This is a genomic window from Mycolicibacterium pulveris, from assembly GCF_010725725.1.
Classification (GTDB): domain Bacteria; phylum Actinomycetota; class Actinomycetes; order Mycobacteriales; family Mycobacteriaceae; genus Mycobacterium; species Mycobacterium pulveris.
In genome coordinates this window covers 2,150,281-2,177,082 of the sequence record NZ_AP022599.1, presented here as the reverse complement: position 1 = coordinate 2,177,082, position 26,802 = coordinate 2,150,281, and the positions used below count along the sequence as shown (strand labels likewise).

The 26,802-nt window shown below is 69.1% G+C and carries 23 protein-coding genes; 13 read left to right on the top strand and 10 right to left on the bottom strand.

Annotation, left to right across the window (positions count from 1 at the left end; genetic code table 11):
• Positions 1-8 precede the first annotated feature (8 nt).
• Complete coding sequence (gene ilvD / locus G6N28_RS10460) at positions 9-1,733, bottom strand: dihydroxy-acid dehydratase (RefSeq protein WP_163900005.1); 1,725 nt, start codon at positions 1,731-1,733, stop codon at positions 9-11.
• Positions 1,734-1,810: 77 nt separating this feature from the next.
• Here ilvD and G6N28_RS10455 point away from each other — a divergent pair, with 77 nt between their 5' ends.
• From G6N28_RS10455 to G6N28_RS10445, 3 genes are all read left to right on the top strand, one after another.
• Positions 1,811-2,431, top strand: coding sequence for a DUF305 domain-containing protein (locus G6N28_RS10455; protein WP_163900003.1), 621 nt, complete (start codon positions 1,811-1,813; stop codon positions 2,429-2,431).
• On the top strand, positions 2,424-2,732 hold the full coding sequence (gene ricR / locus G6N28_RS10450) for a copper-sensing transcriptional repressor RicR (RefSeq protein WP_163900001.1): 309 nt from the start codon (positions 2,424-2,426) through the stop codon (positions 2,730-2,732). Before G6N28_RS10455 ends, ricR begins: the two co-directional genes overlap by 8 nt.
• A gap of 158 nt (positions 2,733-2,890) precedes the next feature.
• A complete protein-coding gene (locus G6N28_RS10445; protein ID WP_163899999.1) occupies positions 2,891-3,958 on the top strand; it encodes a L,D-transpeptidase in 1,068 nt (355 codons plus the stop codon).
• 76 nt (positions 3,959-4,034) lie between these two features.
• On the opposite strand, the gene G6N28_RS10440 is transcribed toward G6N28_RS10445, so the two are convergent.
• On the bottom strand, positions 4,035-6,023 hold the full coding sequence (locus G6N28_RS10440; RefSeq protein WP_163899997.1) for a M13 family metallopeptidase: 1,989 nt from the start codon (positions 6,021-6,023) through the stop codon (positions 4,035-4,037).
• A 75-nt stretch (positions 6,024-6,098) separates the two neighbouring features.
• On the opposite strand from G6N28_RS10440, the gene G6N28_RS10435 reads away from it, so the two are divergent.
• Both G6N28_RS10435 and G6N28_RS10430 read left to right on the top strand, forming a co-directional pair.
• The gene (locus G6N28_RS10435; protein WP_163899995.1) at positions 6,099-6,683 is read left to right on the top strand and encodes an Rv1363c family protein; all 585 of its coding nucleotides are present in this window, start codon (positions 6,099-6,101) and stop codon (positions 6,681-6,683) included.
• Positions 6,680-7,369 carry a hypothetical protein gene (locus tag G6N28_RS10430; RefSeq protein WP_163899993.1) on the top strand — a complete coding sequence of 230 codons (690 nt, stop codon included), beginning with the start codon at positions 6,680-6,682 and terminating at the stop codon, positions 7,367-7,369. The genes G6N28_RS10435 and G6N28_RS10430 overlap by 4 nt, the downstream gene beginning before the upstream one ends.
• 56 nt (positions 7,370-7,425) lie before the next feature.
• Here the strand turns inward: G6N28_RS10430 and G6N28_RS10425 are convergent, their stop codons facing one another.
• The 3 genes from G6N28_RS10425 to G6N28_RS10415 are packed head-to-tail and all read right to left on the bottom strand — an operon-like array spanning position 7,426 to position 11,229.
• Positions 7,426-7,821, bottom strand: a complete 396-nt coding sequence (locus tag G6N28_RS10425; protein WP_163899991.1) for a CoA-binding protein — start codon at positions 7,819-7,821, stop codon at positions 7,426-7,428.
• Positions 7,811-8,317, bottom strand: coding sequence for a helix-turn-helix domain-containing protein (locus tag G6N28_RS10420; RefSeq protein WP_407664949.1), 507 nt, complete (start codon positions 8,315-8,317; stop codon positions 7,811-7,813). Before G6N28_RS10420 ends, G6N28_RS10425 begins: the two co-directional genes overlap by 11 nt.
• Entirely contained in the window at positions 8,314-11,229 is a 2,916-nt protein-coding gene (locus G6N28_RS10415; protein WP_163899989.1) for an MMPL family transporter, read from the bottom strand. Before G6N28_RS10415 ends, G6N28_RS10420 begins: the two co-directional genes overlap by 4 nt.
• Before the next feature lie 289 nt (positions 11,230-11,518).
• Between G6N28_RS10415 and G6N28_RS10410 the strand changes: the two genes are divergently transcribed.
• The 4 genes from G6N28_RS10410 (at position 11,519) to G6N28_RS10395 (ending at position 14,761) form a co-directional block, all read left to right on the top strand.
• On the top strand, positions 11,519-12,085 hold the full coding sequence (locus G6N28_RS10410) for a hemophore (RefSeq protein ID WP_163899987.1): 567 nt from the start codon (positions 11,519-11,521) through the stop codon (positions 12,083-12,085).
• Between the two features lie 182 nt (positions 12,086-12,267).
• Entirely contained in the window at positions 12,268-12,657 is a 390-nt protein-coding gene (locus tag G6N28_RS10405) for a heme-binding protein (RefSeq protein WP_163899985.1), read from the top strand.
• A 56-nt stretch (positions 12,658-12,713) separates the two neighbouring features.
• Positions 12,714-13,382 (top strand): response regulator transcription factor, encoded by a 669-nt coding sequence (locus G6N28_RS10400; protein ID WP_179962186.1) that lies wholly within the window; start codon positions 12,714-12,716, stop codon positions 13,380-13,382.
• A gap of 23 nt (positions 13,383-13,405) precedes the next feature.
• Positions 13,406-14,761: a HAMP domain-containing sensor histidine kinase gene (locus tag G6N28_RS10395; RefSeq protein ID WP_163899983.1), complete on the top strand. Its 1,356-nt coding sequence runs from the start codon at positions 13,406-13,408 to the stop codon at positions 14,759-14,761.
• Here the strand turns inward: G6N28_RS10395 and G6N28_RS10390 are convergent.
• Together G6N28_RS10390 and G6N28_RS10385 are read right to left on the bottom strand one after the other, a co-directional pair.
• Positions 14,714-15,094, bottom strand: coding sequence for a DUF3054 domain-containing protein (locus G6N28_RS10390; protein WP_163899981.1), 381 nt, complete (start codon positions 15,092-15,094; stop codon positions 14,714-14,716). The genes G6N28_RS10395 and G6N28_RS10390 overlap by 48 nt on opposite strands.
• Before the next feature lie 11 nt (positions 15,095-15,105).
• A complete protein-coding gene (locus G6N28_RS10385) occupies positions 15,106-16,176 on the bottom strand; it encodes a lysylphosphatidylglycerol synthase transmembrane domain-containing protein (RefSeq protein ID WP_163899979.1) in 1,071 nt (356 codons plus the stop codon).
• An 86-nt stretch (positions 16,177-16,262) separates the two neighbouring features.
• On the opposite strand from G6N28_RS10385, the gene G6N28_RS10380 reads away from it, so the two are divergent.
• Positions 16,263-17,405 (top strand): AI-2E family transporter, encoded by a 1,143-nt coding sequence (locus G6N28_RS10380; protein WP_163899977.1) that lies wholly within the window; start codon positions 16,263-16,265, stop codon positions 17,403-17,405.
• A 105-nt stretch (positions 17,406-17,510) separates the two neighbouring features.
• On the opposite strand, the gene G6N28_RS10375 is transcribed toward G6N28_RS10380, so the two are convergent.
• Genes G6N28_RS10375 through trmB form a run of 3 tightly spaced genes read right to left on the bottom strand, consistent with a single transcriptional unit; the run spans position 17,511 to position 22,121 of the window.
• Entirely contained in the window at positions 17,511-20,519 is a 3,009-nt protein-coding gene (locus tag G6N28_RS10375; protein ID WP_163899975.1) for a trehalose monomycolate exporter MmpL3, read from the bottom strand.
• A 46-nt stretch (positions 20,520-20,565) separates the two neighbouring features.
• On the bottom strand, positions 20,566-21,264 hold the full coding sequence (locus G6N28_RS10370) for an NYN domain-containing protein (RefSeq protein WP_163899973.1): 699 nt from the start codon (positions 21,262-21,264) through the stop codon (positions 20,566-20,568).
• On the bottom strand, positions 21,261-22,121 hold the full coding sequence (gene trmB / locus G6N28_RS10365) for a tRNA (guanosine(46)-N7)-methyltransferase TrmB (protein ID WP_235674536.1): 861 nt from the start codon (positions 22,119-22,121) through the stop codon (positions 21,261-21,263). The genes G6N28_RS10370 and trmB overlap by 4 nt, the downstream gene beginning before the upstream one ends.
• Before the next feature lie 60 nt (positions 22,122-22,181).
• Here trmB and G6N28_RS10360 point away from each other — a divergent pair, with 60 nt between their 5' ends.
• From G6N28_RS10360 to G6N28_RS10350, 3 genes are all read left to right on the top strand, one after another.
• A complete protein-coding gene (locus G6N28_RS10360; protein ID WP_235674535.1) occupies positions 22,182-23,279 on the top strand; it encodes a hypothetical protein in 1,098 nt (365 codons plus the stop codon).
• Positions 23,276-24,712 carry a hypothetical protein gene (locus G6N28_RS10355; protein ID WP_163899971.1) on the top strand — a complete coding sequence of 479 codons (1,437 nt, stop codon included), beginning with the start codon at positions 23,276-23,278 and terminating at the stop codon, positions 24,710-24,712. Before G6N28_RS10360 ends, G6N28_RS10355 begins: the two co-directional genes overlap by 4 nt.
• Before the next feature lie 188 nt (positions 24,713-24,900).
• Positions 24,901-26,727, top strand: coding sequence for a phosphoenolpyruvate carboxykinase (GTP) (locus G6N28_RS10350; protein ID WP_163899969.1), 1,827 nt, complete (start codon positions 24,901-24,903; stop codon positions 26,725-26,727).
• Positions 26,728-26,802 lie beyond the last annotated feature (75 nt).

Sequence of the window (26,802 nt, the reverse complement as noted above, 5' to 3'; positions counted from 1 at the left end):
CGCAGTTCCTAAGTGCAAACGGCGCCGACGGCGGCCGAACCGACCAGCTTGGTGTACTTGGCCAGCACGCCGGAGGTGTAGCGCGGCGGCAGCGGCTCGAAACCTGCGTTGCGCGCCTCGAATTCGGCAGGATCCACGAGCACGTCGAGCGTGCCCTTGGCGACGTCGAGCCGGACGCGGTCACCGTCCCGCAGGAACGCGATGGGTCCGCCGTCGACCGCCTCGGGGGCGATGTGGCCGACGCACAATCCGGTCGTGCCGCCGGAGAACCGGCCGTCGGTCATCAGCAGCACGTCCTTGCCGAGACCGGCGCCCTTGATCGCGCCGGTGATCGCGAGCATCTCACGCATGCCCGGTCCGCCCTTGGGACCCTCGTAGCGGATGACCACCACATCCCCCGGCTGAATCGTGCCGTCCTCCAACGCATCCAGCGCCGCGCGTTCGCGCTCGAACACGCGGGCGGTGCCCTCGAACACGTCGGAGTCGAAGCCCGCCGACTTCACCACCGCGCCCTCCGGCGCCAGCGAGCCGTGCAGGATCGTGATGCCCCCGGTGGGATGGATCGGATCACCCAGCGCCCGAAGCACTTTGCCGTCCGGGTCCGGCGGCGTGATGTGGGCGAGGTTCTGCGCCATCGTCTCACCGGTCACCGTCAGGCAATCGCCGTGCAGCAGACCGGCATCCAGCAGCGCCTTCATCACCACCGGGACCCCGCCGATGTTGTCGACGTCGGTCATCACGTGGCGGCCGAACGGTTTCACGTCGGCCAGGTGCGGCACCTTGTTGCCGATGCGGGTGAAGTCGTCCAGTGACAGCTTGACGTTGGCCTCATGGGCGATGGCCAGCAGGTGCAACACCGCGTTGGTCGACCCGCCGAAGGCCATCACCACCGCGATCGCGTTCTCGAACGCCTCCTTGGTGAGGATGTCGCGGGCGGTGATGCCTCGGCGCAGCATCTCCACGACCGCCTGACCGCTTTGCCTGGCGAACCCGTCGCGGCGACGGTCGGTGGCCGGCGGCGCCGCGCTGCCCGGCAGCGACATGCCCAGCGCCTCGGCGGCGCTGGCCATCGTGTTCGCGGTGTACATCCCGCCGCAGGCGCCTTCGCCCGGACAGATCGCGCGCTCGATCGCGTCGACGTCCTCGCGGGGCATCAGGCCACGCGCGCACGCGCCAACCGCCTCGAACGCGTCGATGATCGTGACCTCGCGCTCGGTGCCGTCCGACAGCTTGGCGCGGCCCGGCAGGATCGACCCGGCGTAGAGGAACACCGACGCCAGATCGAGCCGCGCGGCGGCCATCAGCATCCCGGGCAGCGACTTGTCGCAGCCGGCCAGCAGCACCGAGCCGTCGAGGCGTTCGGCCTGCATGACGGTCTCGACGCTGTCGGCGATCACCTCGCGGGACACCAGCGAAAAGTGCATGCCTTCATGGCCCATCGAAATGCCGTCGGACACCGAGATCGTGCCGAACTCGAGCGGATAGCCGCCCGCGGCGTGCACCCCGTCCTTGACGGCCTTGGCCAGCCGGTCCAGCGACAGGTTGCATGGCGTGATCTCGTTCCAAGACGACCCGACGCCGATCTGGGGTTTGGCGAAGTCGTCGTCGCCCATGCCCACCGCCCGCAACATGCCGCGGGCCGCCGCCTTCTCGAGTCCGTCGGTGACATCGCGACTGCGGGGCTTGATATCGGGCTCGGTGGCTTCGGTGACGTGGTCAGAACCTGTGGGCATGATCTTAAGTATGCCTTTGGTAGGCATCCTGCCAAAACCAATTTATACCCCGAGGGGGTATCAGGTACGCTGGCCGCATGACGTCTTTCGCCACCAGGATTGTCGCCGCTTTCGTCGCGCTCGCCACCGCGCTGCTCGTGTCCTCGTGTAGCCAGTCGGAGTCTTCCGAGGGGCACCCCGACCATCAGGCTCCCGACACCCCGGCCATCACGGGGCAGCCCGCGGGCTACAACGCCGACGACGTCGCGTTCGCCACCAACATGATTCCGCACCACGAACAGGCCGTCGAGATGTCGGCCTTGGTGCCCGAACGTTCGACCAACCCCGAAGTGATCGCGCTGGCCGAGCAGATCTCGGCCGCGCAGCAACCCGAGATCAACGCGCTGCGGGTCTTCTTGGTGCAGTGGAACGAAAACCCCGACACCGCCACCGGCGACGGTCACGCGCACCACGGTGACATGCAGGGGATGGTCGACGAGGCCACCATGGCCAAGCTGAGCGAGCTCACCGGCGAGGAGTTCGACACCCTGTGGCTGGAGTCGATGATCAGCCACCACGAAGGGGCGGTCGAGATGGCCAAGGCCGAGATTGCCAACGGCGAGAACGTCGACGCCAAGCGCATGGCCCAGACCATCATCGACACCCAGCAGGCCGAGATCGACCAGATGCAGCAGATGCTGAGGGGGCCAAATGGCTGACCAGACCACCCAAGTCGCTGCGCACGGCTACTCGGCGCAGAAAGACAACTACGCCAAGCGGCTGCGCCGCATCGAGGGCCAGATCCGCGGCATCGCCAAGATGATCGACGAGGACAAGTACTGCATCGACGTGCTGACCCAGATCAGCGCCGTCAACAGCGCCCTTCAGTCCGTGGCGCTGGCCCTGCTTGACGAGCACCTCGGGCACTGCGTCGCCCAGGCCGTCGCCGAGGGCGGCCAGGAGGCCGACGCCAAGCTGGCCGAGGCATCGGCGGCGATTGCCCGGCTGGTGCGGTCCTGACTACCGGGTCGTAACGTTTCCCGCAGTGAACCGATGAACACTGCAGGTCAGCGCGACGCATACGCGCATCGGCGCTGGTCTGACGACCCCCCGACGACCGGGGCGCGTCTCGGCGCTGTGCCACACTGGACGGAAGTTCTGCGACTGGGAGGTCACGTATGCCGCAGCCGATGTTGAATCGACTGCTCACCGCCGTTTTCGCGGCCGGGTTGGTCGGCGCAATGGTGCTCAGCAGCCCATCCGCGCTGGCCCAGCCCGATGTCCCACCACCGCCGCCGCCCGCGCCGGTGGACCCGGCCGCCGCGCCTGTTCCGCCGCCCCCGCCGCCACCCGCGGACCCGGCGGCCTTCCCGCCCCCTCCGCCCGGGCCGGCTTCGGTGCCCGCGGCCGAAGTGGCGCCGCCGGCAGAGCCGGCGCCGGCGCCGAACCCGTTCCTTCCCGCGAATCCGCTGGCCGCCCCGCAACAGATTCCCGAGGGCACCCCCGCGGGCCAGAACCCGCTGCCCTATACCGGCCAGCCGGTGTTCGCGCCGCCGAGCTTCAACCCGGTCAACGGCTCCATCGTCGGGGCCGCCAAGCCGATCTACATCAACTTCCAGCGGCCCATCGCCAACCGCAAGATGGCCGAGGACGCGATCCACATCTCGTCCAATCCGCCGGTGCCGGGGCGGTTCTACTGGACCAGCGACACCCAGGTGCGCTGGCGTCCGCAGGACTTCTGGCCGGCAGGCACCGTCGTCCACATCGACGCGGGCGGCACCAAGTCGAGCTTCAGTGTGCCCGAGCAGCTGGTGGCCACCATCGACGACAAGACCAAGCAGATGGAGATCATGCGCGACGGCGAGTTGGTGAAGACCTTCCCGGTGTCGATGGGCAAGAAGGGTTACGAGACTCGCAACGGCACGTACTACGTGCTGGAGAAGTTCAGCGAGATCGTGATGGACTCCTCCACCTACGGGGTGCCCACCGACGATCCCGAGGGCTACAAGCTCAAGGTCAAGGACGCCGTCCGCATCGACAACCAGGGCATCTTCGTGCACAGCGCGCCGTGGTCGGTCGGCGCGCAGGGCAACAGCAACGTCAGCCACGGGTGCATCAACCTGGCGCCGGCGGATGCCAAGTGGTTCTTCGACAACTTCGGCAGCGGCGACCCGGTCGTCATCAAGAACACCAGCGGCGGGTGGTATAACCAGCCCGACGGCGGATCCGACTGGCAGATGTTCTAACGGCCCTCACTGCCGAGCAGACGCGAAAACCCCCATTTCGGAACGGAAATGGGGGTTTTCGCGTCTTCTCGCGGGCTTAGTTCCAGATCCGCACCCGGTGTTCGGGCGCCAGGTACAGCTCGTCGTCCTCGGTGACGTCGAACGCCTCGTAGAACGCGTCCATGTTGCGGATCACGCCGTTGCAACGGAACTCCGGCGGTGAGTGCGGATCGATCGCGAGGCGCCGGATCGCTTCGGCGTCACGCGATTTCGTCCGCCACACCTGCGCCCAGCCGAAGAACACGCGCTGCTCGCCGGTCAGCCCGTCGATCACCGGCGCCTCCTCGCCCTTCAGCGACAGCCGGTAGGCCAGCAGCGCGATCGAGAGCCCGCCGAGGTCGCCAATGTTCTCGCCGACAGTGAACGCGCCTTGGACATGGGGTGAGCCCTGGTGTCCTTCCAGCTGGCGTGGCACGTACTCGTCGTACTGCTCGATCAGCTTCGTGGTGCGGGCGCCGAACTCGGTGCGGTCCTGGTCGGTCCACCAGTCCACCAGGTTGCCGTCGCCGTCGTACTTGGCGCCCTGATCGTCGAATCCGTGCCCGATCTCGTGGCCGATCACGGCGCCGATGCCGCCGTAGTTCGCCGCGTCGTCGGCATCGGCGTCGAAGAACGGCGGCTGCAGAATCGCTGCGGGAAACACGATCTCGTTCATGCCCGGGTTGTAGTAGGCGTTGACGGTCTGCGGGGTCATGAACCACTCGTCGCGGTCGACAGGCCCGCCCAGCTTGGCCAGCTCGCGGTCGTACTCGACGGCGTAGCCGTGCTGATAGTTTCCGTACAGATCGTCGCGGGTGATCACCAGCGCCGAATAGTCGCGCCACTTGGCCGGATAGCCGATCTTCGGGGTGAACTTGTCGAGTTTGGCCAGCGCCTTCTCGCGGGTCTGCGGCGTCATCCAGTCCAGCGAGTTGATGCTCACCCGGTAGGCCTCGCGGATGTTGGCCACCAGCTCGTCCATCCGCTCCTTGGCGTGCGGTGGGAAATGCCTTTGCACGTAGAGCTTTCCGACCGCGTCGCCCATCAGGCCCTCCACCACCGACACGGCGCGCTTCCACCGGTCGCGGATCTGCTCGGTGCCCGAGAGCCGGCGGCCGTAGAACGCGAAGTCCTCGGCGACGAGGTCGTCGGTCAGCAGGAACGCGCGGGCGTGGATGACCCGCCAGCGCAGCCAATCCTTCCAGTCGTCCAGGCCCGCGCTGCTCCAGGCTGACGCGAACGCGGTGAGGTAGTCCGGCTGGCGCACGACGACTTCGGCGGTCTTCTCCGGTGTGCTGCCTAGCGCGGTGAGCCAGCCGGCCCATTCGAAGCCGGGGGCCTCGGCGGGCAGGTCGGCGAACCGGCGCAGGTTGTAGGCCAGGTCGGCGTCACGCCGCTTGACGACGTCCCAGTGCGCGGCGGCCAGTTTGGTCTCCAGCGCCACGATCCGCGCGGCGGTGTCGTCGTGGTCGCCGTCGCCGTACACCAGCGCGAACATCGCGGCGATGTGCTCGGGATAGGCGGCCAGGATCTCGGCGTGCTGCTCCTCGCGGTAGTAGGACTCGTCGGGCAGGCCGAGCCCGGACTGGGTGAGGTGCACCAGGTATCGGGTGGAGTCCTTGGCGTCCGTGTTCACGTAGAGACCCGTGCCACCACCGACGCCGGTGCGCTGCAGCGCGCCGAGCACCCGGGCCAGCGCCTCGGGGCTGTCGGCGGCGTCGATCGCGGCCAGTTCGTCGAGCAGCGGCCGGACACCACGCGCGGCGATCGTCTCCTCGTCCATGAAGCTGGCGTAGAGGTCGCCGATACGCTGCTCGTCGGTGCCCGGGGCGGCGCCAGATGCGGCCGCTTCGGTGATCAGGTCGCGGACATGTTCTTCCGCGCGGTCGTAAAGCGAGCGGAACGCGCCGTCGGTCGCACGGTCGGCCGGCATCTCGTACTCGGCCAGCCAGCGGCCGTTCACATGGCCGAACAGGTCGTCTTGCGGGCGGGCGTCGGCGTCGACGTAGCTCAGGTCGATGCCCGATCGAATAGCTTCTACGGTCACCCCACCAGGGTGCCAGAACGCCCGCCCGGCACCGCCAGCCCTTCGTCGCGGCCCGCCCCCGGTACCCTCACGCGCATGCCCGAGGACCAGCCCACCGACACCGCCGACGGTCCCGTCTTCACCAGCTACGGCGTCGCGTCGGCCGTGCTGGGAGTGATCGCGGTGATCGCCGTCGTGCTCGGCGTACTGATCTGGACCCAGCACCGCGAGGACGTCGAGGAGTTGCAGTACCGCACCCGCGTGCTGGCGACCGCCGCCGACTGGACCACCACGTTGATCAACATGAACAAGGACACCGTGGAGACCAGCATGGTCAGGCTGCGCGAAGGCACCGTCGGGCAGCTCAACGCGGACTTCGATGCCGCGGTCAAGCCCTACCGCGAGCTGGTCCAGACGCTGCAGTCCAACACCCGCGGCCAGGTCGACTCGGTGGCGGTCGAGTCGCTCTACCGGCCGCCGGCCGGCTCCAGCGCGCCGCCGCGGCCGCAGCCCGAGCTGTCGGAGTTCGCGTCGCGCACCGACACCGTCCTGGTGGTGGCGACGTCGGTCAGCGAGAACGCCGGTGACGACAAGCCGCGCACCGTGCGCTGGACGCTGCGACTGGACGTCTCCGACGTGGACGGCAACCTGCTGATCTCACGGCTGGAACCGATCCGATGAGAAACGTGTTGCGGGTAGCGGCGTTCGACGTCGGCGCTCCGATCGCGGCGATCGTGGCGCTGCTCTACATCGGGGTGGCGCTGGGGTGGCCGCTGTGGTGGGTGTCGGTGTGCTCGATTCTGTGCCTGCTGATCGTCGAGGGCGTCGTGGTCAACGTGGTGCTCGCCCGCCGCGACGGGGTGACGCTCGGCACCGACGACGACGGGCCCGGCCTGCGGCTGGCGGTGGTCGCGGTCGCCACCGCCGCCGTGGTCGCCGGCGTCGCCGTCGGCTATTTCCGGTGGACGGTGCCCGACCGCGCCCTGCACGCGGACACCGACGAGGTGGTCGGCATCGCCACCAGCATCGCCGAAGCCTCCGCGACGTTCACCCCGCAGAACCCGGCCGCGTCGATCGACCGCGCGGCCGCCATGATGTCAGCTGAGAGCGCCGAAGCGCTCAAGAACCAATTCGCTACCGTCGCAAAGGAATTGACCAGCCGGAACGTCTCCGCCCAAGCCAGCACCGTCTCCGCTGGCGTGGAGGCGATCGGCCCCAGTGCGGCGAGCGTCGCGGTGATACTGCGCGGCACGCAGAACGCGCCGGGTAAGCCGCCCGAGAACGCGGTGCTCGCGTTGCGGGTGCAGCTGAGCAAGCACGACGGGCGCTGGCTGGTCGACGACCTGCGCCCGATCCATTCCCGCTGACCCCGCGATTTGTGTGCGTTCTGTTGCGCTCAGCACGCGTTAACGCACACAAACCGTCAGGACAGCAGGCGGGCGTGCTCGACCTTCAGGCAACGGTCCATCACCACCTGCAGACCGGCCGCCACCCCGTCGCGGGCCACCTGCTCGTCGCGCAGACCCAGTTGCAGCCACAGCACCTTGGCGCCCACAGCGACGGCGTCGTCGAGCACCGAGGCCAGATGCTCGCGGCGGCGGAACACGTCGACGAGATCGGGCACGACCGGCAGGTCGGCAAGCGACGGGTAGACCGGGGTGCCGTCGACCTGTGTGATCGTCGGGTTGACCAGATACAGCTCGTAGTCGCTGGCGGACTTCAGGTAAGTCCACACCTCATGGCTTGCCCTCGCCGGGTTGGCCGAGGCGCCGACGATCGCCACCGTGCGGGTGTTCCGCAGGATCTCCTCAAGGTCCATCGGCCCGCGCTGACCGCATCTTGGCGAAGCGCTCGGCGAGCTTGCTCATCCGCACCATCAGCGACGCCGTGGGGCTGACCTCGCCGCGCAGATACGCGTTGAAATCGGCGTTGGGCACACCGATCCGCGACGCGAACTCCTGCTGGCCCAGCCCGGACTTCTCCAGCAGCGCACGGATGTGGCGGGCCACCTCTGCGCGCTCGTTGGCCTCCATGTGCTCGCGGGTGCGGCTGAGCACCTCGGTGAGCGCCTTGGAAAGCCCGTACGGGCGAGCGGTTTCCAGCACCTCCTCGACCTGCCGTGCGGTACGGCCGAACGGGTCACGCTTGATCGCCGCCACGATGCGCTGCCAGACGGCGAGGTCGTCGGTCTCCAGCGCGGCGCGGATCGCGGCGGTGGGCCAGAACTCCACCGGCCGATCGTCGAACACCGGGCGCTGCGGGGCCTCGGAGGCGGTCTCGCGGCTGTCGTCCCGGATCTCGGATGTCACGGTCACCTCGCCTCCTCCAGCATCGCCACGGCCACCGACAGGCAACGCTGCCTGACCCTGGCCCAGTCAGCCTCCGCCTCAGGACTCGACGCCTCGGTGTCGTGCTCGTCGGAGGGTCGAGGGTCAGCCAGCCGGCGCACCAACTGGGTGGCCACCCATTGTTCGTTTTCCTGATCTCCAGCGTAGTACTGGTCCATCTCCGCCAGCACCCGTGCAGCCGTCCGAATCTCCAACGCATCGGCCAGTTCGGCGAACTCCGCGAAGTCACGCGCGTTGTTCCGGCACATGATCAGGTAGCCCTTCAACCGCAATGTCTCGGCCGCGGTAGGTATCTGGAGTCGATCACCGGTGGGCAGCTGAACGTTGGTGGTCTCCACGGGTCGGCGTCGTTTGAGCGCAGCGCCGTCATACTCCGATGCCGCTTCCAGCGCGTCGAGCGCGACCGCGAGCCGGCCCCGCCACACCGTCACCGGATGAACCGGCAACGTCGCGGTGGGCAGCGTCGTGGTTCCGGACTTGGTGCCCGCGCCGTTTCGATGACCGCCACCGTTGAGCCGTTCCGCGACGCGCAGTTTGGTGGTGACCGGCTCGCAGCCGCTGAGCGCCAGCGGGTCGGCGACGGTAACCGCCTGGGGTGCAAGGGTTTTGAGCCGGGCCGCGGACTTGACCACCATGCGCAGGTCCGATCCGGATGGGCCGAGCGAGGAGATGTCGTCGGGGATGATGACGAGATCGGGCGTCTCGACCTGCGGCAGCGGCTTCTCGAAGTCCACGGACGGCAGGATCCGGTCCAGCCAGCGGGGCAGCCACCAGTTCCACTCGTCGAACATCGCCATCAGCGCGGGAACCAGAACCAGCCGCACCACGGTCGCGTCGACGGCGATCGCCACCGCGCAGGCCACGCCGAGCTGCGCCACCAGCGGCATGCCCGCGAACGCGAAACCGATGAACACCGCGATCATGATCAGCGCGGCGCTGGTGATGGTTCGGGCGCTGGTGCTGACGCCGTATGCGACGGCGTCGCGGGTGTTGTGGGTCTGCAGGTAGCGCTCGCGGATGCGGGTCAGCAGGAAGATCTCGTAGTCCATCGAGAGGCCGAAGGCGATCGCCAGCACCAGCGGCGGAATGGTGCTGTCCAGCGACGAGATCGGCGCGAAGCCGAGCACCTCCAGCCACCCCCACTGGAACACCGCGACGAGGCTGCCGTAGGCCGCCGCCACCGACAGCACCGTCATCAGCACGCCCTTGATGGCCAGCACGGGGGAGCGGATCGCCACCAGCAACATCACGAACGCGATCAGCGCCACGAACACGAGCACCAGCGGCTGGGTCGCCGACACCCGGTCGTCGAAGTCCTTGATCAGCGCCGTGGGCCCGCCGACGTCGATGCGGGCGCCGTCGAGTCCCGGCGTCTGCGGCAGCTCCGCACGCATCCAGTCGACGGCGTCGCGGGCCGCCATGTCCTCGGGGTCGACGGAAAGCACCGCCGAGAGCAGCGCGTGCCGGTAGTCCTCACCGAACACCGGTGGAGACACCGATACGACGTTGGGGCCCTGCGCCATCCGCTGCCGGATCGAGTCGAGGAGCGGCTCCTTGGACGGCGCCGAAGCCGCGTTGCCGTCCGGGAAGCTCACCAGCACCCGCACCGGGCCCAGCGCACCGGGCCCCAACGCCTCCGCCGCCGCGTTGACGCCGCCGCGGATCTCGTGCGTCGGCTCGAACTGCCGCTGCATGCTGTTGCCCAGCAACATTGAGAATGCAGGGAACGCCAGAATAAGCAGCAGCGCCGAGGCCGCCAGCGCCGACAGCCATGGACGACGCATCACCGCGCCGGTCCAGCGGGTCCAGAACCGCGACTGGGTGGTCTCGGGTCTGCGGGACCAGTGCAGGTACGACGAACGCTTGGCCGCCGCCCGCCCGAACGTCGCCAGCACCGCAGGAGTCAGCGTCGTCGAGGTCAGCACGGCCACCGCGACCGCGAGGATCGCCCCGGTGGCCATCGAGACCAGCACGGGGGTGGCGATCAGGTAGATGCCCGTCACCGACGCGATCACCGTCAAACCCGACAGCACCACGGCCAGCCCGGAGGTGGCCATCGCGGCGTCGGCGGCCTGGTCGGGATCCCGGCCGGCGCGTAGTTCCTCCCGGAACCGCATGAGGATGAACAGCGAGTAGTCGATGGCCACGGCGATGCCGAACATCGACACCGTCGACGTGACGAACACCGACATCGTGGTGAACATCGACAGCAGATAGACCAGGCCCATCGTCACCACCACCGTGCAGATGCCCAGCAGCAGCGGCATCGCGGCCGCGGCCAGCGAGCCGAACACCGCGAGCAACACGATCAGGACGATCGGAAGGTTCCATCGCTCGGCCTGAGCGATGTCGTGTTTGGTCGCCTGTGACGCGGCCGCACCCAGTGCGCCTTGGCCGATGACGTACAGCCTGACCTTGCCGTCGGCCGTCTCGCCCGGCTCTTCGCCGTCGATGCCGACCTTCTGGCGAAGCTGTTTGGCGACGTCAACGGCACCGGTGTTCTCGAAGTCGAGCTGCAACGTGAGGACGTAGGGCCGGTCGGGTCGCGGTGGCGGCTGTTGGGGCGTGGGCGCGATCGTCACGCTGGGTACCTCGGCGGCCACCCGCTCCAGCTCGGCGACCGCCAGGTTCATGTCCTCGTAGGACGCATCGGCCCGCGGGGCCGCGACCAGCGCCAACGGTGAGGCGCCCTGGTCGGGGAAATGCTCTTCGAGCTCATGCTGCACGCGCAGCGACTGGGAGCCGTCGACCTCGAACCCGCCGCCGGTCAGCTGGCCGCCGTGGGTCATCCCGAGATAGATGGAGGGCACCAGCAGGAGCAGCCATGCCGCGAACACCGCCCAGCGATATCTGCGCAGGGTGCTGCTCAAGCGCATCATTAACTGCTGGATGTTGAACTCCCCATTTCCGCACGGCGTTTCGTAGCGTGAGCGTACAGCAGCTTGTGGTATTGCGCGGTCGGGCGAAGAACCTGCCAGCAACGTTTTAAGCGGCTCTAATCCTGCCCTTCGGGCCCCGCCGGCCGAGCGGATGGCAGTATGTGCGCTGGCAGGATCGCCGCTCTTTTCGTCGCCCTTTCGGTGGCCTTGTCGTCGGGGGACACCATCGCCGCCGATCGCAGGTTTATGCGAGGCAGCGCAAACGTTCGCAAAGCGTATAGGAGTGCCCATGAGACCGACCGACCGCACGCTGCGACGCAGCCTCGCCGCCGTGTTCGCTGCGGCCGCTGTCGGAGGCGCCGTGGTGGCCGGGTTGACGATGCCGTCGGCCCCGTCGGCGACAGCTGGCGCCGACCCGTGCGCCGCCAGCGAGGTGGCCAAGACCATCGGGTCGGTCGCCACCTCGATCGGCGACTACCTCGACGAGCACCCGAAGACCAACCAGACGTTGACCACGATCTCGCAGCAGCAGGCCGGGCCGGCGTCGCTGGGGGCGGTCAAGGCCTATTTCGACGCCAACCCGAAGGTCGCCAAGGAGCTGCAGCAGCTGCAGCAGCCGCTGGCTTCGCTGTCCAGCCGATGCAAGCTGCCGCTGACCCTGCCGCAGATGATGGGTCTGTTGCAGCAGGCGCAGCAGTCCGTGCAGCAGCCGCAGCCGAGTTTGCCCGGAGCACTGCCGACGGCGCACCATACCGGGCTGCCCGATACGTCCGCGGCGGTGCGGTCGCCGGCCGCGTCGTCGGTCACGCCGGGCTCGGGCCGGTTGCCGACGGCGCCGATCGCGGGCTTGCCGTAGCCGCAGGCGACGCGAGCGCCTGTGCAGGTGGGGCCCTGAACTGCGGGTTTGAGACTTTCTTGGGATTGGTTGAGCACAAGACAGGAAAGTCGGCCGACATTCTGCTTAGCTTTTTAGCGTTGGTCCATGTCGGTAACCGCTCACGGTTACGGCCACTCCACTTCCGATGAAGGAGCTTGCCCATGTTGCTCTCGGCCCGTTCTGCGCGACGTGCAGTAGCTGGCGCGGTCGGCACCGGCGCGATCGCCGGTGCGATGTTGTTCGGTGCTGCCACCGTGGCGCCGTCGGCTCTGGCCGACGCGCCGCCGAACTGCACCGCGGCCGATCTGGCCGGGGTGGCTTCCGGCGTCTCGGCCGCGACGTCGGCGTATCTGTTCACGCACCCCGACGTGAACTGGTTCTTCACCAGCCTCGAGGGCCTGCCGCGTGACGAGGTTCGCCCCAAGGTCCAGGAGTACCTGAACAACAACCCACAGGTGAAGGCAGAACTCACCCACATCCGCCAGCCGCTGGTCGACCTGAAGCACCGCTGCGGCGACATCGACGGTGACGGTATCGCCGACACTCCGTAATCCGCGTGCCGGCTGGGCCGCCCGCGCCGCAGCACGACGCGGGCCGCACCGTGCTGATGGTCGACGACGACCCGGATGTCCGGACGTCGGTGGCGCGCGGTCTGCGTCATTCCGGCTTCGACGTCCGGGTCGCGGCAAGCGGTAAAGAGGCGCTGCGGCTGTTGTCCGCCGAACCGCACGACGCGCTGGTGCTGGACGTGCAGATGCCGGAACTGGACGGCGTCGCGGTGGTGACCGCGCTGCGCGCGCTGGGCAACGACATCCCGATCTGTGTGCTGTCGGCGCGCGACACCGTCAACGACCGCATCGCCGGGTTGGAGGCCGGCGCCGACGATTACCTGACCAAACCGTTCGACCTGGGCGAGTTGGTGGCGCGTCTGCACGCCCTGCTGCGCCGGTCGAGTCACGCCGAGCAGGCGGCGCAGCCGAGGACCGTGGGCCCGTTGACGATCGACAGCGCACGCAGGCTGGTGTTCGTCGACGGCGGACGCGTCGACCTCACCAAGCGCGAGTTCGACCTGCTGGCCGTGCTGGCCGAGAACGCCGGCGTGGTGTTGAGCCGTCAGCGCCTGCTGGAGTTGGTCTGGGGCTACGACTTCGAGGTCGACACCAACGTCGCCGACGTGTTCATCTCCTATCTGCGGCGCAAGCTCGAACGCGAGGGGCTGCCGCGGGTCATCCACACCGTTCGCGGGATCGGGTACGTGCTGCGGGACGAGTCGTGAACTCGCGGAACGAGACCTGACGGGTGCGGGCACCGCGGCTTCTGCGCTCCGCGTCCCTGCGCACCAGGGTGGCGGTGGCCGCAGCGGCGGCGGCAGCCACCGTCGTCGCCGCGTTCACCGTCCTCACCTCGGTGGTACTGGCCAACAACGATGTGGACCAACTGGACCGGCGGCTCGACGCGATCATCGAAGCCAGCATGCGGCCGAGTCAGCTCGACGACCCGCGCCGCGGTGTGCTGACGACGGGCCGGTCGGCGTCCACCGGCCAGGTGGTGTTCCAGCGCGGCTTCCAGCTGCCGCGGCTGGCTCCGGGCACCGAGACGGTCGAAGTCAACGGCGTGGACTATCGGGTGCGGACCATCGCCGTCGAGCGGCAGGGCGGGCTTCTCATGTCGGTGGGTATCCGCGCCGACACCATCCTGCTGAGCCCCTCGCGGATTCCGTGGTACGTCGCGGTCGGGGCGATCACCGTATCGATCGCGGGCGGGCTGGGCTGGCTGCTCGCGGGACCGGCGATCCGCCCGCTGCGCAAGCTGACCGAGCACACCAAGCGCCTCGGCAAGGGCACGGAGAAGCTGCCCGAGGTGCACGGGGTGCGCGAAGCCGAGGAGCTGTCCGAGGCGATGTCGGGGATGCTGCGCCGGCTGGCAGCCGCCCAGGAGTCCACCAGCAACTCGTTGCAGGCCGCCCGGGACTTCGCCGCCAACGCCGCGCACGAACTGCGTACCCCGCTGACCGCGATGCGCGCTGATCTGGACACCCTGCGCATCCACGATCTGCCCGCCGAGGAGCGCCAGGAGGTGGTCGCCGATCTGGCCCGCGCCCAGCGCCGCGTGGAGGCGATCATCACCGCGCTCGGTCAGCTGGCCTCGGGCCAGCTGGCGCAGCCCAAGGACCGCGAGCTCATCGACGTCACCGACCTGCTCGACCGCGTCGCGCGCGAGAACACCCGACCGGGCAGCGCCGTGCAGATCGTGGTGGAGGCCGACGAGCGACTCGGCTCGGTCTGGGGCTGGCCGAGCGGCCTGCGGCTGGCGGTGGACAACCTGGTGCGCAACGCGATCCGACATGGCGAGGCGACGCGCATCGTGCTCACCGCGCACCGCGACGACACCGCGGTGACGATCGTCGTCGACGACAACGGGCGCGGTCTTCCCGCCGACGAGCACCGATCGGTGCTGGGCCGGTTCGCCCGCGGCAGCACCGCGGCGCCCGGCGGTTCCGGGCTCGGTTTGGCGCTCGTCGCGCAGCAGGCCGGGCTGCACGGCGGGCGAATCGAGCTGTCCGACAGCCCGCTCGGCGGGTTACGTGCCACCCTGACCGTGTCGGCGTCAGCGGCGGCTCACCATGACCGCGACCGCGACCCGCCAGCCGAGTAGCAGCACCGCGGTCGAAATCGAAGCCACCACAATGAAACTCGGCGCGATGCCGGACCCGGTAACCTTGCGCAGCAGCAGTCCCACCGCGATCGTGCACACCCACACCACCACGCCGGTGGGCACCAAGGCGACCGGTTTGCGCCAGCCGCGCGACAGCACCCAGCCCGCCGCGGCGCCGGACACGAACGGCCACGCCGTCTCGGCGATCCCGGCCAGGTTCAGGCCCTCGGCGTGGCTGCGCCTGCCGAGGATGCAGAACACGACGACGCAGGCGAGGTCGGTCGCCAGCGCGGTCAGCGCGGGGCGGGTCTGCTCATCGGCAAGCGGCGGCATGCGGGCTCCAATCAGGCCTGGGCGGCATCGGGGATGGCGTCGGGGTCGATCTCGGACTCGGTGCGGAACATGAAGAAGAACACCACCCAGCCGATGGCCGCGATGAACACCCAGCTGATCAACCGGTAGATCAGCATGGCCGAGATCGCCGAGGCCAACGTCATCCCGCTCGACACCAGCCCGGGCACCAGCACCGCCTCGACCATCAGCAGCCCGCCGGGCATCAGCGGTATCGAGCCGACCGCGCGGGCGGCGACGTAGGCCACCACCACCCCGAGCAGTGAGGGCCGGCCACCGGCGGCGTAGCAGGAGAACAGCAGCGTGGCCACGCCGGTCACCAGGGTGAACATCGACCACACGAACGCGACGCCCAGCTGCGGGCGGGTCAGCTTGACCGACTCGAGCTGGGCCAGCGTCTCGCGCCACTTCTTGACGCCGTTGTCCGACGGTTTGGTGCGCAGGTAGTTGACCCACGACAGCACGCGCACGCCGATACCGTCGAGCAGGTCCGGCCGTGAGGCGACCGCCTGGGCCAACACGATCAGCAGGACGAACCCGGCCAGCGTGAAGATCAGCGAGAACGGGTTCTGCCGCGCGCCGAGAAAGAACGCGCTGCCCAACCCGAGCAGGGTCAGGCTGATCACCTGCAGCGCACCGGACATCACCAACTGCCACGACGCGATGACCGGCGTCGCGCCCCAGATGCGTTGCTGCCGGTAGATGAACGTCGCCGACAGCACCGGACCGCCGGGCAGCGTGGTGCTCAGCGAGTTGCCCCCGTAGAACGCTGCCTGGGATCGCCACTGCCGCACCGGAACACCCGCCGATCGCAGCAGCTTGCGCTGGATGTCACCGAAGAAGTGCATCGAGGCCATCGCGGTGCCGACGGCCGCCGCGACCCACGCCCACTTGGCGGTGTACAGGCTGTGCCAGGCCTTGGCCAGCTGATCCCACACCAGCCCCAGTTCGACGGCGAGGACGACGACCAGGACGGCGATGACCGCCCAGCGCACCCACCAGTACTTACCGCGTGCGGGGCGCCCCTGGCTGCGCGCCTCGCTCGCCGTCGCGTCGTGAGACACGACCTACAGGGTAGATCGTGGCGGGCCGGATTCCGGGACCGATCGCCGTTCGGCGGGTGCCCGCCTGCGGCCGTTACGCTAGCGGGATGCCCGCGGGTCTATCTGTGGATGACGAGGCGGTCAGCCCGCTCGTCCGTAAAGCCGCGGCATGGTCGTGGCGACTGCTGGTGATAGCGGCTGCCGTCGTGGCCCTGCTCTGGGTGGTCAAGCAGCTCGAGATCATCGTCGTCCCCGTCGCGCTGGCGACGATCCTGGCCGCGCTGTTGCTGCCGGCCGTCGACTTCCTGCACCGGCGCGGTGCGCCCCGCGGCGGCGCGGTGGCGCTGATGCTGCTCGGCGGGTTCGCGGTCGTCGGCGGGATCATGACGTTCGTCGTCAGCCAGTTCATCGAGGGGGCGCCGGCGCTCGTCGAGCAGGTGACCCAGAGCATCGACGGCGTCGGCAACTGGTTGACCGACGGCCCGCTGGGGGTCAGCGACCAGCAGATCGACCAGATGCGCACCGCGGCGGTGGAAGCGCTGCGCAACAACCAGGAGCGGCTGACCAGCGGTGCGCTGTCGACGGCGACGACGGTGACCGAGATCGTCACCGGTGCGCTGCTCGTGCTGTTCACGCTGATCTTTCTGCTGCACGGCGGGCGCAACATCTTCGCGTTCGTCACCCAGATCTTTCCCGACCATGTCCGCGACCGGGTGCGTGACGCCGGCAAGGCCGGGTTCCGTTCGCTGATCGGGTATGTGCGGGCGACGTTTTTGGTCGCGCTGGTCGACGCGGTGGGGATCGGCACCGGCCTGGCGATCATGGGGGTGCCGCTGGCGCTGCCGTTGGCGTCGCTGGTGTTCCTCGGCGCGTTCATTCCGCTGGTCGGTGCCGTGATCACCGGCTTCCTGGCGGTGATCGTCGCGTTGATCGCGAAGGGCTGGATCTACGCGTTGATCACGCTGGGCCTGGTCATCGCCGTGCAGCAGCTGGAAGGCCATGTGCTGCAGCCGCTGGTGATGGGCCGCGCGGTCTCGATCCATCCGCTGGCCATCGTGCTCGCGATCGCCGCGGGCGGGGTGATGGCAGGCATCGTCGGGGCGTTGCTCGCTGTGCCGGTGATGGCGTTTCTCAACAGCGCCGTGCGGGTGTTGACGGCCAGTGACCCGGCGGCCGAAGAAGCCGCGCTGGCCGCCGAGGAAGGCACCCGGGTCGAAGCCGAACCCGACGACGTTCCCGCGCAGGAATAGCGCCCTCCGCGCTCGCGCCCTCGCCCCGCGCCGACACCGACGAAACGGCGAAATCTTCTCGCACTTTCCCGCCCCAATGTCCCTTTGGGCGGGAAAAGCGTAGATCTAGAGGCGGCCTTCGCGACGCAGGAGGTCCTGCGCGCTCACACCGCCGCCGCGGCGCTTGGGCGTCTCGTCGTCCCGCGTGTCGATTTTCTCCGTGGCCTCGGGATCTCCGTTGCCCTCCTGGGAGGTCTCCACCGGCGGAGTGCGAAGCGCCGTCGTGGCATCGTCGACGTCCTGTGACGCGTTGGGCGGCACCGGGATCGCGGTCGTGGGCTCGTTGCCGGGCTCCTGCCGCGGTGGCCGCGGCATGGCACGCGTGGCCTCGGCCGACGGCCGCCCACCGCCAGGAGGCGGGACCGGGCTCGGCGGCGGCGGGCCGGGAGGCGTTGCGGTGCCGCGTAATTCACCCAGCCACGACTCGATCTCGCGGTCCTCTCGCGGCGCCTGCGGGGCCGGCGGCCGCGGAGCCGGTGGTTTGGCGGCCTGCCGGGTGGCGGCGGCCGCGCTGTTCACCACGTTGCGTACGGCGTTGCGGGCCATCGCGATCCGCGTGGTCGGCGGCTCCTCGGCCTTCTGCGCGCCGGGAATCCGGGTGGTGCCCGCGCCCGACGGAGCGGAGCGCGGCGTGGCGATCCGCGTGGTCGCCCCCGGGCGTGACGGCCCCTCGGGCGCCGGATGCGTGGGGTCATGCGGTGGCCGCGGCCGCACCGGCGGGCGAGGCGGCACCGGCGCGCCGGCACCCACCAACGCCTCCGGGCTCTCCGCGGTCTCGCGGACGGCGGGCCGCTTCCGCTCGTCGGGCAGATCGGTTTCGCCCAACCCGAGACGCTCCTGGATCCGCTTCATCCAGCGCGGCGCCCACCAGCAGTCGTCGCCCAGCAGCTTCATCACCGAGGGCACCAGGAACATCCGGACCACGGTGGCGTCCAGCAGCAGCGCGATCAGCAGGCCGAACGCCAGGTACTTCATCATCACCAGGTCGGAGAACACGAACGCACCGGCGACGACGGCCAGCACCAGCGCGGCACCGGTGATCAACCGGCCGGTGGTCGCGGTGCCGATCCGAATCGCCTCGGCGGTGGACATGCCGCGTTCCCGGGCCTCCACCATGCGCGACACCAGGAACACCTCGTAGTCGGTGGACAGACCCCAGATCACGGCGATGATCAGGCCGATCATCGGCGCCATCAACGGCTGCGGGGTGTAGTTCATCAGCCCGGAGCCGTGCCCGTCGACGAACATCCAGGTGAGCACACCCATCGTCGAACCGAGCGTCAACGCGCTCATCACCGCGGCCTTGATCGGCAGCACCACCGATCCGAACGCCAGGAACATCAGGATCGTCGTGGTCACGATCAGCAGCGTCACCATCAGCGGCAGCTTGTCGAACAGGCTGTGAATGCTGTCCTGCTCCAAAGCCGGTGTGCCACCGATGGATACGGTGATGCCCCGCGGCGGTGACAGGGCCCGCAGCTCGGAGATCTTCTTCGCCGCGTCGTTGCGGTTCTCCAGGCCGTTCTGGATCACCCGCACCGACGGATCCTCGGATCCGCCCTCCTGGACGGCGCGCTCCTGCCACATCTTGGCGGTGTCGCCGTCGGGAGCGATGAACCCGGGCACCGTCATCGCCTTGTTGCGCACCTCGGCGATCTGCTGATCGGTGATCGGCTCGCCGTCCTGGCGTTCCATCACGATCGTCAACGGCTCGGTGCGGAACCCCGAGAAGTTGCTGTCGAACTCCTCCTGCGCCAGGCGCACCGAGTTGTCGGGCGGCAGGTATTTCTCGCTGATGCCGCCGAGCGACAGGCTGCCCAGCGGAATGATCAACAGGATCATCGCGATCACGATCGGCGCGGCGAACGCGATCGGCCGCTTCATCACCCGGTTGACCAGCTTGCCCCAGAAGCCCTTCTCGACCTCGGCGCGGGTCTTGGTCTTCTGCATCTTCTCCGCCAGCCACTCCAGGTAGACGCGCATCGGCTTCCAGTTGCGGAAGAACGGCACCCGCAGCAGCGTGCGCACCCCGAGCGCATCGACGTTGGGCCCGAGGATGCCCAGCGCGGCGGCCAGCACGGTGACCGACAGGATCGCCGCCAGCATCACCGAGGCGATGATCGCGTAGGTGATCGACTTGAGGAAGCCCTGCGGGAACAGCAGCAGCGGCACCGACGACGCCACCAGGATCACCGCGGAGAACATGACGGTGCGCCCGGAGGTCATCACCGTGCGGCGCACCGCGGCCTCGGTGTCGTAACCCTCGGCGATCTCCTCGCGGAAGCGGCTCACCATGAACAGCCCGTAGTCGACCGCGATGCCCAGGCCCATCAGCGTCACCACCGGCTGGGCGAAGAAGTGCACGGGCATGAACTCGGCGAGCAGGCGCACGATGCCGAGCGCGCCCGCGATCGTCAGGGCGCCGATCAGCCCGGGCAGCGCGGCGGCCACCACACCGCCGAACACAAAGAACAGCACGACGCACACCAGCGGGATGGCCGCGATCTCCGCGCGGCGCTGGTCCTTGCCGATGCTGCCGGTCAGCTCGCTGGCCAGCGGGTTGAGCCCGGCCAGCTTGATGCGGCCGTCGTTGACCTGCTGCAGGTCGGGTTCCACGACCTGATAGTTCTTCAGGATCTCGTCGTCGGTCTCGCCCTTGAGCGGGATGCTGATGAACGTCTTGGACAGATCGCTGGTCTTCATCTGCTGGACGGTCTCGCTGGCGGCGTCGGGCGCTTTCAGCCAGCCGACCCAGCCCACCACCTGATCCGAGTGGTCCTCGACGAAACTGTCGAGTTCACCGGTCACGTCGCGCTGCCACTCCGGGTTGTCGACCTTCTCCCCGTCGGGCGGGGTGAGGATCGCCACCACGTGGCTGGTGCGGTCGCGGCCATAGACCTCGTCGCCGACCACCGACGCGTGCACCGACTCGCTGCCGTCGTCGTAGAAGCCGCTCTGCGTGACGTGGTTGCCCAGGCTGATGCCGAACAGACCGCCACCGAGACACAGCGTGACCATGACGCCGATGACGATGTATCGGTATCGGTACACCGTTCGACCCCACCAGGCGAACACGTGAGCTCCTTACATTGACAAGTTCTGGTAGACGACGCCGCGCATTTCAGTTGTTTACGCGCGAGGTCAATAACGAGGACAGCGGCCGGAAAGGCTGCAGCCAAGCCCCCTGCTCGGGCAACGAATCAAGGCCGATTCGCGGTAGCGGCTCCCGGAACACACCAGGTATGTCCTCCAGGTCGACGAACTCCAAGGTATCCGACGCTAGCGCCCAGCTGGCATGTTCGCGAAATCCGAGCACCGTCACCGGTATGCCGTCGCGCGCGATCTCCTCCAACGGCTGTTTGAACGCCTGACCGTCGGCGGAGGCCACCAGAACACCGGCCAGACCCTCGCTGCGGCGCAGCGCGATGTGGCTGAGCATGTCCGAGTCGACGTCGCTGTCCTCGTCGATCTTCGGTTTGGCGAAGACCGCGAAGCCAACGTTACGCAACGCCTCCACCCACGGTCGAACGACGTCGGCGCTACCAGGGGCGATGTTGGTGAACACGGTGGCTTCCGGTTCCAGCGAGACCTCGGGGCGGCCTGCCGAGAGCTCGGCCGTCTGCGCCAGCAGCCACCGTCCGAGCGCGTCGAACCGAGGCCGGTGTGCGGCGGTCGGCCTGCCGCCGAGGATGGAGCCCAGCCCCATGTCCAGGTTGGGGGCATCCCAGACCAGCAGGACCCGCACGGTGCCCGGCGCCGGCTGGGTCGCGTCGGGCGGAGCGGCGGCTTGGATCTGCCGGAGGTCGTCGGTGAGGCTCATGACCTCTTCTCCCAGATCAGTTCGGCCACATCGCTTCCCGCGTGCTGCGCCTTGTTCTCGTACTTCGTGACCGGGCGCTCGACGGAGATGGGCAGGGCGCGGGTGTCGGTGACTCGGCGCAGCCTCGGTTCGGCGTCGCCCACCTCGGCGATGTGCTCGGCGTAGCCCGCGTGGTCGGTGGCGACGTGCAGCACCCCGCCGGGCCGCAGCCGGTCGGCGATCAGCGCGACGGTGGCCGGTTGCAGCAGTCGCCGCTTGTGGTGACGCGCCTTGGGCCAGGGATCGGGAAAGAACACGCGTATCCCGGTCAGGGAATCGGGGCCGAACATGTGCTTCAGGACGTCGACGCCGTCGCCGCGCACGAGCCGGATGTTGGTCACCCCCTCCCGGTCGATCGCCGACAGCAACTGCGCCAGCCCGCGCCGGTAGACCTCGACGGCCACCACGTCCAGGTCGGGCTCCGTCTTGGCCATCGCCAGCGTCGAGGTGCCCGCGCCGCAGCCGATCTCCACCACCACCGGTGCTCGGCGTTTGAACCAGGCCTCGGTGTCCAGGCGCGGGGCGGGCCCGTCCGCGTCGCGCGCGTGGGTGCCGAGTTCCGGCCAGAGCCGCTCCCAGGTCGCCTGCTGAGCTGGGGAAAGCGTCGTGCGCCGGGTCCGGAAGCTCGTGACCCGGGGATAGCGATGCTGCGGCATGTCGGCGACGTCGGGCGCCGGAGCTGACCCGGGGGCGACGTCGGGCGCCGGAGCTGACCCGGGGGCGACGTCGGGCGCCGGAGCCGACCCGGGGGCGACGTCGGGCGCCGGAGCCGACCCGTCGGCGACATCGGGCAGATGCATCCGTCCATGGTCGCTCATGTGCACCCGAGTACCCGCATCGTGGTACAGATTGATACCCAACAGTTGCCTTCGGCTGGTATGGGCCCGGCAATCCCCAGCCGTGGTAACTGCCGCTCACCCGCTGCCCGTGGCAGTGTCACGATCGTCAGTGGAGAGGGCCGCGCCGCAGCGGCGCCCGCCGACCGCAACAGGGAAGGCCGCCAGATTTTCGTCGACGCGCTGGCAGAGCTCGCCGAAGACAGCCGCAATCCGCGGCTGCGGTCGATCTTGAGGCAGCTCACCAGGGCGCCGAAAGTCGCGGTGCGGGGCCGCGCCGGGGCCGGCTGCACGACGGTGGCTGCGGCGCTGACGGCGGCGGGCGTCGCCGTCGCCCCCGACCCGTCGACCGCCGACCTCGACGCCGTGGTGATCGCCGAGACGCTCAAGCCCGAGGACACCGCGCTGATCGGCGCCTCGCAGCGGCCGACCGTGGTGATCCTCAACAAAGCCGACCTGTCCGGGTTCGGCGCGGGTGGACCGCTGCCGATCGCCCATCGCCGCGCCGCCGCCTACCGGGCGCTGAGCGGGGTGCCGACCGTTCCGATGGTGGCGCTGCTGGCCGCCGTCAGGCTCGACGACGAGCTGCTCGCCGCGCTGACGGCCCTCGTGGCTGAGCCGGCCGATCTGACCTCGACCGATGCGTTCGTGCAGTGCGCGCACCCGGTGCCGGCGGCGGTGCGACGACGGCTGCTCGCCGCGCTGGACCGGTTCGGTATCGCGCATGCGGTGCTGGCGCTCGCCGGCGGCGCCGCACCCGTCGCGCTGCCCGGCCTGCTGCGCAGGCACAGCCTGGTCGAGCGCGTCGTCGCGCACATCGACGCGGCCTGCGCCCCGCTTCGGTACCACCGCATCCGGTCGGCGATCATCGAGTTGCGTGCGCTGGCGGCCCAGTCCGGCGACGCGAGGTTGACCGCGTTTCTGGCCGGTGACGACGCGGTCGTCGGCGCGATGGCGGCCGCGGTCGACGTGGTCGAGGCCGCAGGCGTGCCCGTCGACAGGGCAGACGATGCGGGCGCGCATCTGCGCCGCGCCGTGCACTGGCGCCGGTACGGTCGCGGGCCGGTCGCTGCGCTGCACCGCGACTGCGCCTCCGACATCAGCCGCGGCTCGCTGCGTCTGCTGGAGCGGTCGCGGTGAGCCGGTCGCCCGACGCCGTGGTTGCCGAGATCGAACCCGGGCTGAGCCCGCCCGCGGTGCGGCGCCGCGACGTGGTGGCGGTGACCGGTCCGTGGCTGGCGGGCACCACCAGCCTGGTCGCGGCGCTGCGCGACCGTCTGCCCGATCACACGTTCGTCGAGGCCGACGAGTTGGGGCCGGGCCAGGCCCCCGCCGCGGTGGTGTTCGTGGTCTCGGCGGTGGCGCCACTGACCGAGTCCGACTGCGCGCTGCTCGAGCTGGCGACCCGCAACACCGATCTGGTGGTGGGCGTGGTGTCCAAGATCGACGCGCACCGCAATTGGCGTGACATTGTGGCCGCCGACCGCGCCGCGCTCGCCGAGCGGGCACCGCGCTACGCCGACGTGCCGTGGGTCGGCGCGGCCGCCGCACCCGGGCTCGGCGAGCCACGCGTCGACGAGCTGGTGGACCTGCTTCGTCAACAGCTGTCCCACCCCGATCTCGGGCGCCGAAACCGGTTGCGCGCGTGGGAGGCCCGGTTGCAGGCCGAAATCGACCGCTACCGGGCCGACGGCGACGGGCTGGACCGCCAGGCCCACGTCGAGGCGCTGCGCACCCAACGAGACGAGGTCGTGCGCGCTCGGCGGCTGGCCAAGTCCGAACACACCATCGCGCTGCGCAGCCAGCTGCAGCAGGCCCGCCTGCAACTCGGCTACTTCGCCCGCAACCGATGCACATCGGTGCGCGCCGAACTGGCCGAGGACGCGGCGCAGACCGGCAGGCGCCGGCTCGGCGAGTTCCAGTCCTACGTGCGCAGACGGGCCGACGACGTCGTCACCGAGGTCGACGAGGGGATCACGGCCCACCTGGGCGACATGGCCGCCGGGCTGAACCTGCCCGCGCCGCCGCCGCCGGGTCCGCCGTCGCCCCCCGACCTCCCGGGAGCGCCGCTGAAGTCGCGGCGGTCCGAGACGCAGCTGATGACGGTCCTCGGAGCCGGTTTCGGGCTGGGCGTGGCGCTGATGGTGACCCGCCTGTTCGCCGGGCTGGCGCCGGGCCTGACGGTCGCCGGGCTGGTAGTCGGCGGCCTGGTGGGGCTGGCGGTGACGGTGTGGGTGGTGGGGATTCGCGGGCTGCTGCAGGACCGCGCCGTGCTGGACCGCTGGGTCACCGATGCCACCAACACGCTGCGTTCAGCGGTCGAGCAACGGGTCGGCAGCCGCGTGCTGGCGGCCGAAACCGCATTGACGTCAGAGCTCAGCGCCCGCGAACAAGCCGAGAGCGCCGCCGCTGAGGATCGGATCGCCGAGATCAACGCCGAGCTGCGCGAGCACGCGATGCAGACCGCCCGCGCGGCCGCGCTGCGGGACCAGCGGTTGCCGACGCTGCAGGACGCCATCGATGCCGTGCGCGCCGAATTGGCGATGGACAACCGGCAAAAGCGGGCCGAGTGACTCGGTGAAAGCGCCGAACAAGCCTTTCTGAATCGTTCCTGTGAGTGAACGGACATAGTCCCGATTTACCACGGTTACGTCACGAGCGATAACCTCATATAGAGGGACAACCGATTTCCCGGCCCTTTCCTGTTGGCCGGCGCTCTCGGTGCCTGGGTCCTCGCAGAAACCGTACACAGGAGATTTTGATGACCGCAGCGACTATTCCGGGTCTGGATACCGCACCGACGAAGCATAAGGGGCTGCTCGCCTGGGTCCAGGAGGTCGCGGAGTTGACGCAGCCCGATCGGGTCGTCTTCACCGACGGCTCCGAAGAGGAGAACGCGCGGCTGTGCCAGCAACTCGTGGAGGCGGGCACCTTCACGCGCCTCGACGAGGAGAAGAAACCCAACTCCTACCTCGCGTTGTCAGACCCCTCCGATGTGGCGCGCGTGGAGTCGCGCACCTTCATCTGTACCGAGCGCGAAATCGACGCCGGTCCGACCAACAACTGGATGGACCCCGCCGAGATGCGCCGCATCATGACCGACCTGTACCGGGGCTGCATGCGGGGCCGCACCATGTATGTGGTGCCTTTCTGCATGGGCCCGCTCGGCGCCGAGGACCCCAAGTTGGGCGTTGAGATCACCGACTCCGAATACGTCGTGGTCTCCATGCGCACGATGACCCGGATGGGCGCGGCCGCGCTGGAGAAGATCGGCGACGACGGCTTCTTCGTCAAGGCGCTGCACTCCGTGGGCGCCCCGCTCGAGCCCGGCCAGAAGGACGTGCCGTGGCCCTGCAACGACACCAAGTACATCACCCACTTCCCCGAGACCCGCGAGATCTGGAGCTACGGCTCGGGTTACGGCGGCAACGCGCTGCTGGGCAAGAAGTGCTACGCGCTGCGGATCGCCTCGGCGATCGCCCACGACGAGGGCTGGCTCGCCGAGCACATGCTGATCCTCAAGCTGATCAGCCCGGAGGACAAGGCGTACTACATCGCGGCGGCGTTCCCGTCGGCGTGCGGCAAGACCAACCTCGCGATGATCCAGCCGACGATCCCGGGCTGGCGCGCGGAAACCCTCGGCGACGACATCGCCTGGATGCGGTTCGGCAAGGACGGCCGGCTGTACGCGGTCAACCCGGAGGCCGGTTTCTTCGGTGTGGCGCCCGGCACCAACTGGAAGACCAACCCGAACGCGATGAAGACCATCGAGGCCGGCAACACCGTGTTCACCAACGTTGCGCTCACCGACGACGGCGACGTGTGGTGGGAAGGCCTGGAGGGCGACCCGCAACACCTCATCGACTGGAAGGGCCGCGACTGGACGCCCGACTCCGAGGAGAACGCCGCCCACCCGAACTCGCGCTACTGCACGCCGATGTCGCAGTGCCCGATCCTGGCGCCCGAGTGGGACGACCCGCAAGGCGTGCCGATCTCGGCGATCCTGTTCGGCGCCCGGCGCAAGACGACGGTGCCGCTGGTGACGCAGGCCCGCGACTGGAAGCACGGCGTGTTCATCGGCGCGACGATGGGCTCCGAGCAGACCGCCGCCGCGGAGGGCAAGGTCGGCACCGTGCGGCGTGACCCGATGGCGATGCTGCCGTTCCTCGGCTACAACGTCGGCGACTACTTCGCCCACTGGATCGACATCGGCAAGCAGTCCGACGAGTCGAAGCTGCCGAAGATCTTCTTCGTCAACTGGTTCCGCAGGGACGCCGACGGCGGCTTCCTGTGGCCGGGCTTCGGCGAGAACAGCCGCGTGCTGAAGTGGGCCATCGACCGTATCGAGGGCCGCGCGGACGGCCGCACCACGCCGATCGGCATCGTGCCCAGCGCCACGGACCTGGACCTGACGGGTCTGGACGTCGACCCGGCCGACGTCGACGCCGCGCTGGCGATCAACGTCGACGAGTGGCGCGAAGAGATCCCGCTGATCGAGGAGTGGTTCGAGTTCGTCGGCGAGAAACTGCCCACGGGCATCAAGGACGAGTTCGAGGCCCTCAAGCAGCGGCTCTCCGAAGGGGAGTAGCTCACCCTCTGCTGCCGAGCTGGGCCCACACCGCAGGTAGGGAAACGCGAAACCTCCAAATCCTTGGTGATTTGG